A 5,538-nucleotide genomic window follows, 5' to 3' on the forward strand; every position below is an offset into this window, starting at 1 on the left:
GCGGCCGGCACTACCGGGTAATGGGCAGCAGTTCCATCGTCTCGAACGCCTCGCCGTACTGGCGATGGGCGCGCCACAGCGCGGCCAGGGACAGGCCGCTGACCGGGTCGATGAAGTCCGGGGCGATGTCGGCCAGCGGCTTGAGCACGAAGGCGTGCTTGAGTTCCGGGCGCGGAATGCGCAGGTGGCCCGGGCCTTCCACGATCAGGTCGCCGTAGAACACCACGTCCAGGTCCAGGGTGCGGTCGGAGAAGCGCGGGCCGCTGCGGTCGCGGCCGTGCGCGTCTTCCAGCGCATGCAGCCAGGCATCGAGCGCATCCAGCGGCACATCGGTGTCGATCGCCACCGCATTGTTGAGGAAATCCGGGCCGTCGAAGCCGACTGCGGCGGTACGGTAGGCCGGCGAGACCGCGATCGCGCCGAAGCGCGCGCGCAGCGCATCCACCGCGGCGTGAAGATGCTGTTGCGGCTGCAGGTTGCTGCCCAGGCTCAGGAGCACAGTGGTCATGGTATTCAGCGTGCGTGGGGCGAATCCACACGGGACCAACATGGCCTGCGCATAGAATCGGGGTGCACATCATAGGACACCGACATGACCTATTGCGTCGGCATCGAGGTGGACGAAGGCCTGGTCTTCGCCGCCGATACCCGCACCAACGCGTCGCTGGACGACGTGCGGGTCCATCGCAAGCTGCATGAATTCGAGTTCCCCGGGCAGGCCGCCTTCGTGATCATGGCCGCCGGCAACCTGGCCACCACCCAACTGCTGGTCTCGCGTCTGCGCCGCGACGTGGAGGAAGCGCGCGAGCAGAACCTGCTCGCCTACCGGCACCTGTTCGAGGTGGCCGAGTACGTCGGCCGCGTGCTGGTCGACAGCCAGGTCAAGGCCACCACGCAGGACGCCGGACAGGACGGCATCATGACCCAGGCCACCCTGATCCTGGGCGGGCAGATCGCCGGTGAACAACCGGGCATGTACATGATCTACCCGCTCGGCAATGCGATTTCCGCCTCGCCGGAGACCCCGTTCCTGCAGATCGGCGAATCCAAGTACGGCAAGCCGATCCTGGACCGCATCCTGCGCCCGCAGACGCGGCTGGAAGATGCCGCGCGCACGGCGATCGTGTCGCTGGACTCGACCATCCGCTCCAACCTGTCGGTGGGCCTGCCGGTGGATCTGGTGCTGATCCGCAAGGATGACCTGCGCATCAGCCAGCGCATGCGCCTGGCCGGCGACAGCCCGTTGTATGCGCAGATCCACGGCAGTTGGTCGCACAAGCTGGAGCAGGCGGTAACCACCCTGCCCCGGTTTCCATGGGAAGAGGCCTGAAACCGCAGGGCCGGCCGCTGGCCGGCCACCCGACACTGTGGGGTGCAGGCAGAGCCGGCCAACGGCCGGCACTACCGTGGTCATCCCACCACGATCAGGCCGTCTCCAACGCCTCGGCCACCGAACGGAACACCTGCTGCATTTCCAGCGGCTTGCGCAGCACGTGCACGTTGATCGTCGACGGGAACACCGCCAGTGGCACGGTGACGTCGGCCTCTTCCAGCACCAGCGCCGGCCCGCGGAAGCCCAGCGCGGCCATTTCGCCCAGCAGGTGGCTGGCCGACAACAGCTTGGAACCGGCATCGGCGATCACCAGGGCCGGCATTGCTTCCTGCTGCATCCAGCGCAGCGCCGCGGCGCCGTCGGAGGCCAGCTGCAGGTGGTAGCCCTGGCTGGACAACGCGTTGCCCAGCAGCGACAGACGCGTGGCCTCGCCATCCACCACCAGGATCGACTGCCCGGTGCCGGCGGCAATCGGCTGATCCACCGCCTCGCTGTCGGTGGCCACTTCCTGCATCGGCAGCAGCAGGTCGAAACGCGTCCCGACCCCGACCGTGCTGTCCACGTGGATGCTGCCGTGCACGCCTTCGACGATGCGCTTGCACGAGATCAGCCCCAGGCCGGTGCCGTTGGCCTTGGTGGTGAAGAACGGGTTGAACAGATGCGACAGCGTGTCGGCATCCATGCCGGTGCCTTCGTCGGTCACCGAGATGCGCAGCCACTCCTCGCCCTGGCCATCGCGGTCGGCGGCCGCGCGCAGCGTCAGTCGCCCGCCGTTGGGCATCGCCTGGATCGCGTTCAAGGACAGGTTCAACAGCACCTGCTGCAGCTCGGTGTAGTTGGCATCCACGGCCAGGCCTTCATCGGCCACGTCCAGGTGCAGGCTGACCTTGGCCGGCAGGTTGCTGCGCAACAGCAGCTCCACCGCCTCGAACAGGTGCGCGATGCAGATCTGCTCACTGGGCTTGCGTGAGCCACGCACGAAGGACAGCATCGACTCGGCCATCTCGTGCCCGCGCCGGCCGCACTCGGCGATGATGTCGGCCAGGTGGTGCAGCTGCGGGTCCTGGGTCCGCGCCTTGAGCAGGTCGGGCATGATCAGCAGCGGCTGCAGGATGTTGCGCAGGTCGTGGCTGAGCCCGGCGGCCAGCAGCGACAGGCTTTCCAGGCGCTGGGCACGCATCAGCTCGGCTTCCACCCGCTGGCGGTCCATGCTGCTGCGCGACTCGCGTACCGCGCGCGCCACCGCCGAGGGCAACCGCGCCGGCTGGTGCTTGATGATGTAGTCGTTGGCGCCCTGGTGCAGCGCGGCCACCGCGTTTTCCTCACCCATCGTGCCGGACACGAAGATGAAGGGCACATCCGGATGCCAGCCGCGCACGATCTGCAGCGCTTCGTTGCCGGAAAAACCGGGCATGGCAAGGTCGGACAACACGATGTCCGGCGAGAAACGGCTCAGCGCCTCGCGCAGCTCGCCCGCGCTCTCCACCCGCTCGAAGCTGGCTTCAAGACCGGCATCGAGCATCTGCTCGCACATCAGTTCGGCGTCCTCGGCGGAATCTTCCACCAGCAGGACGCGCAGCATACCCAGGGACGGGCCAGTCAGCGGCATGGCTTACTCGATCTCCGGCGCCTGGTTGATGACCGCCCAGAACTTGCCCAGGGTCTGCACCGCACCGAAGAACTGGTCCACGTCCACCGGCTTGACCACATAGGCATTCACGCCCATGTCCCAGCTGCGGGCCAGGTCGCTTTCCTCGCGCGAGGACGACAGGATCACCACCGGCAGGCGCTTGAGCTCTTCGGTGTTGCGAATCTCGCGCAGCACTTCCAGGCCGTCCATGCGCGGCATCTTGATATCCAGCAGCAGCACCGCCGGCAGGCCTTCCTCGCGGTTGGCGAAGGCGCCGCGGCGCAGCAGGTAGTCCATCGCTTCCACGCCGTCTTCGACGTGCACGATCGGGTTGGCCAGGCGGGCCTCTTTCAGGGCGTCGACGGCCATCTCGGCGTCGGCAGGGCTGTCCTCGGCGAGGAGGATGGTGCGGAGTGCGGTCATGCGGCGGAGCCCTTGTTGATTGCGTCGAGCGCAGGGGGAAGCAGGAAGTGGAACGTGGCGCCGGCATCGACGGCCGACTCGGCCCAGATGCGGCCGCCGTGGCGGGTCAGTACGCGGCGTACGCTGGCCAGGCCGATACCGGTGCCGGGGTAGTCGCTGGCCTTGTGCAGCCGCTGGAACACACCAAACAGCTTGCCGGCGTAGGCCATGTCGAAACCGGCGCCGTTGTCGCGCACCGTGAACAGGTGGCCGCCATCGGGCTGCTGCTGGTACTCGACCTCGATCCGGGCCGGGTCGCGGTTGGACGAATACTTGAGGGCATTGCCCAGCAGGTTCAACCACACCTGGCGCATCATGTTCTCATCGGACACCAGGATCGGCAGTGGGGCGATCTTCCACTCCACGTGGCGGCGCACGCCGGTTTCCTCGGCCTCGCTCTGCAGGTTGGCATCGAGCATGGCGCGCGTGTCGGCCACCAGCGACTGCATGTCCACCGCCTGCATCCGCATCGCCGCCCGGCCCAGCCGCGAGTAGACCAGCAGGTCGTCGATCAGCGCGGCCATGCGGCGTGCCGAGTTGGAAATCACCCCGAGGTAGTGCAGCGACTTTTCGTCGGCCTGATCGCCCAGGTGGCGGGTAAGTTTGTCGGAGAAGCCGGCGACGTGGCGCAGCGGCGCGCGCAGATCGTGGGACACCGAGTAGCTGAAGGCTTCCAGCTCGCGGTTCACCTCGGACACCTGTTCCACCTTGCCTTCCAGCTGCCGGTTCAGTTCTTCCACGCGCTGCTGCACGGCGCGCTGCACGGTCACATCGCTGACCGTCATCAGCACCACCTCATCGTCCTTGTCCGGCAGCGGCATGCGCCGGGCATTGATCAGCATGGTGCGCACCTGCTCGTCGGCGGTGCGCTGCTCGTGTTCGTAATCCCACAGCTCGCGGCCGCGCAGCAGCACATCGATCAGCCGCTGGCGCACCACCGCATCCTTCCAGGCGCCGTCGCCGATGCTGTCCAGGCTGCGGATCTCGGTGCTGGTTTCATCCAGGCCGTAGAGCTCGGCAAAGGCCGGATTATGCAGCTGCACTTTCAACTCACGGTCGAGCAGCACGATCGGCTCACGCACGGTGTTCAACACCGAGGCGGCGCGTGCGGCCGAACGCTGCGAGGCTTTCTCGGCGCTGGCGCGATGGCTGATCTGGCGATGCAGCAACCACAGCACCAGGCCCAGCAGCGACAACTGCACCAGCAGCGCCGACCACGACACGAACTCGCCCTGGCGCTGCTGTTTCTGGAATACGGCGCTGCGCTCTGCCAGCAGTGTCTCTTCGTTGGACTGCAGTTCTTCGATCAGCTTGCGGATCGGATAGCGGGTGGTCAGGTCCTTGACCAGTTCGCGCTGGTCCGAATCCGGTGCCGAGCGCGCCAGTTGCCTGGCCAGTTCCATACGCCGTTCCACCATCGACTGGATGCGGCCGATGCGGACCAGCTGTTCGGGATTGTCGCGGGTCAGTTCAGTCAGCCGCTGCAGCCGCTGCGGGATGTCCTTGGCTTGGCCAAGACGCTCGCGCAGACCCGGCGCGTCGATGCCTTTGGACATGGTCAGCGCAGCCGACTCCACGTCGCGCACATCGGCCTGCAACTGGTACACCGCCACGCCCACATCCTGGGTATGGGTCACCCAGCGCATGGCTTCGGTATTTTCTTCGGACAGCTTCCGCAGCGTCAGCCACGGGACCACGATGATGGCCACGGCGGCCAGGGTCAGTGCCGGCAAGCGCCAGCGATCCCAGACGTCATCACTGAAAACCAGCGCCATATGCCCTCTTCAACTCACGGTGCCGTAACCGGCGGTGCCCAGCGCAGCGGCCTTGGCTTGCTTGGCACGTCGACGCGGGCTAAGCCATGAATATACCGCAGCGCATTGTGAATAGGGCTGGTCTCATTTAATGAACAGTTTAGGAAAAACCGCATAGCTACTGCGGGCACGCTTTCTCTCGTTCGGAGGCGTACATAAAGCGGCCTGYGGCCCTTGACGCGCGCGGCGGTCGGTGGGTCGGGCGCTGGGTGCCCATGCCCTTTCCGGCGAATGTCCCCCGGCGTCGGCCTGCGGCCGCCCCCTCCTCCTTTATTTCGCCTCCAAGGGCATGCGCGCCC

5 protein-coding genes are annotated in these 5,538 nt (G+C 66.6%); 1 reads left to right on the top strand and 4 read right to left on the bottom strand.

All coding sequences use genetic code 11. The features are described 5' to 3' along the window. Positions 1–10: 10 nt before the first annotated feature. Complete coding sequence (gene folK, locus AC1DQP_RS15440) at positions 11–508, bottom strand: 2-amino-4-hydroxy-6-hydroxymethyldihydropteridine diphosphokinase (protein WP_256777090.1); 498 nt, start codon at positions 506–508, stop codon at positions 11–13. 84 nt (positions 509–592) lie between these two features. On the opposite strand from folK, the gene AC1DQP_RS15445 reads away from it, so the two are divergent. After that, positions 593–1,330, top strand: a complete 738-nt coding sequence (locus tag AC1DQP_RS15445) for a proteasome-type protease (protein WP_457319952.1) — start codon at positions 593–595, stop codon at positions 1,328–1,330. A 94-nt stretch (positions 1,331–1,424) separates the two neighbouring features. Here AC1DQP_RS15445 and AC1DQP_RS15450 read toward each other — a convergent pair whose 3' ends face one another. Genes AC1DQP_RS15450 through AC1DQP_RS15460 form a run of 3 tightly spaced genes read right to left on the bottom strand, consistent with a single transcriptional unit; the run spans position 1,425 to position 5,200 of the window. Beyond that, positions 1,425–2,942, bottom strand: a complete 1,518-nt coding sequence (locus tag AC1DQP_RS15450) for a two-component system sensor histidine kinase NtrB (RefSeq protein WP_457319954.1) — start codon at positions 2,940–2,942, stop codon at positions 1,425–1,427. A gap of 3 nt (positions 2,943–2,945) precedes the next feature. Continuing rightward, positions 2,946–3,386 (bottom strand): response regulator, encoded by a 441-nt coding sequence (locus AC1DQP_RS15455; RefSeq protein ID WP_256777094.1) that lies wholly within the window; start codon positions 3,384–3,386, stop codon positions 2,946–2,948. Further along, positions 3,383–5,200: a sensor histidine kinase gene (locus AC1DQP_RS15460; RefSeq protein ID WP_256777096.1), complete on the bottom strand. Its 1,818-nt coding sequence runs from the start codon at positions 5,198–5,200 to the stop codon at positions 3,383–3,385. Before AC1DQP_RS15460 ends, AC1DQP_RS15455 begins: the two co-directional genes overlap by 4 nt. Positions 5,201–5,538 lie beyond the last annotated feature (338 nt).

This window comes from Stenotrophomonas sp. P5_A8 (assembly GCF_056400545.1).